Below are 1,375 nucleotides of genomic sequence, written 5' to 3'. Positions count from 1 at the left end.
GGTGAAGTCCGTATAATTGTGTAAATAGAAAAAGGCCACATCAATTCCTTATGCTACAATGTTCACAACCACGATCACATTGAGGAGGAATTGATGATGACCCTATTTAACTATCTTAACTTAAATCCCGACAAAGTAAAAGACTCTGTTTTACATTCCGATATGGACGCTGTGGTGAAGTCCGCCGTGGTACTCGCTCTTGAACAGCTGATGGAGAAGGAACGCGATGAGCACCTACAGGCGGCATCTTACGAGCGTACGTCGGCGCGCAAAGACTATCGAAATGGATACTACGAGCGGGAGCTCATGATATCAATCGGGAGGATCAACCTTCGCGTGCCGCGAACACGGGAAGGAGATTTCTCCCCATCTGTATTTGAGAAGTATGCGCGGGTAGATCAGGCATTTGTGCTCGGCATGCTGGAAATGGTCGTGAATGGCGTCTCTACACGCAAAGTAACGAATGTCGTAGAAACATTATGCGGCCAGCGGGTGTCAAAATCCTTTGTCTCTTCTCTGACAGCCAAGCTCGACCCGGTGGTGAATGAATGGGCCAACCGCCCATTGAACGTCATGTCCTATCGCTATCTGTTCATGGATGCCATGTACATCAAGGTGCGGGAAAACAAGAGAGTGGTTTCCAAGGCGGTTTATATCGCGACAGCGATCAATTCAGAAAATCGACGCGAAGTGATCGGTCTGCGGGTGGATGCGCAAGAGAGTAAAAAAGGCTGGCAGACATTCATCCAGTCCTTAAAAGGCCGCGGACTCCAGTCACCTAAACTGATCGTCTCCGATGCGCATGAAGGGTTGAGACAAGCCATCCAACAGGAATTTACCGGCACCTCCTGGCAGCGCTGTTCGGTGCATTTTAAGCGGAATATTTTTGATAAACTGCCGAAAAAGGATGTGCAGCAGTTCAAGCTGGATGTCCGCCGAATCTTTCAGGCACTTGACGTAGAAAGTGCCCGTGAGGAAATGGAACACGTGGCCAGTAAGTACGCCGATGAACCCAAAGTGCAGAAGGCATTGGAAACACTAGAAGAAGGATTTGATGACGCCGTGCAGTTCTTGAATGAACCGCTAGATTTCGCCCGCTTCCTCTCCAGTACGAATCACTTGGAACGGTTAAATCAGGAAGTTAGAAGGCGTGAACAGGTCATTCGTATCTTTCCGAATGAGCAGTCGGCCTTCCGACTGATTGGAGCTGTTTTGATGAAATACGATGAAAAGGAGCGGACGAAGAAGCCGATGAAGCTGCCGGAAAAACGACGGTAATTTCTTTTGGGAAAGGGGAGTACCCCCCTTTCCCAAAAGAAACAAATAACAGAGTGAACAGGCATAAAGGAATTTACACAGAACTATGGACTTGACT

General features: G+C 48.2%; 1 protein-coding gene. It reads left to right on the top strand.

Translation table 11 applies throughout. The features are described 5' to 3' along the window. Positions 1–96 precede the first annotated feature (96 nt). Positions 97–1,278 carry an IS256 family transposase gene (locus NCCP2331_RS18230; RefSeq protein ID WP_251672120.1) on the top strand — a complete coding sequence of 394 codons (1,182 nt, stop codon included), beginning with the start codon at positions 97–99 and terminating at the stop codon, positions 1,276–1,278. Positions 1,279–1,375: the final 97 nt, after the last annotated feature.

It is taken from the genome of Sporosarcina sp. NCCP-2331 (genome assembly GCF_023707945.1).
Classification (GTDB): Bacteria; Bacillota; Bacilli; order Bacillales_A; family Planococcaceae; genus Sporosarcina; species Sporosarcina cascadiensis.
Note: the sequence above shows the minus strand (reverse complement) of the source record. Positions and strands in the feature narration are given on the sequence as shown.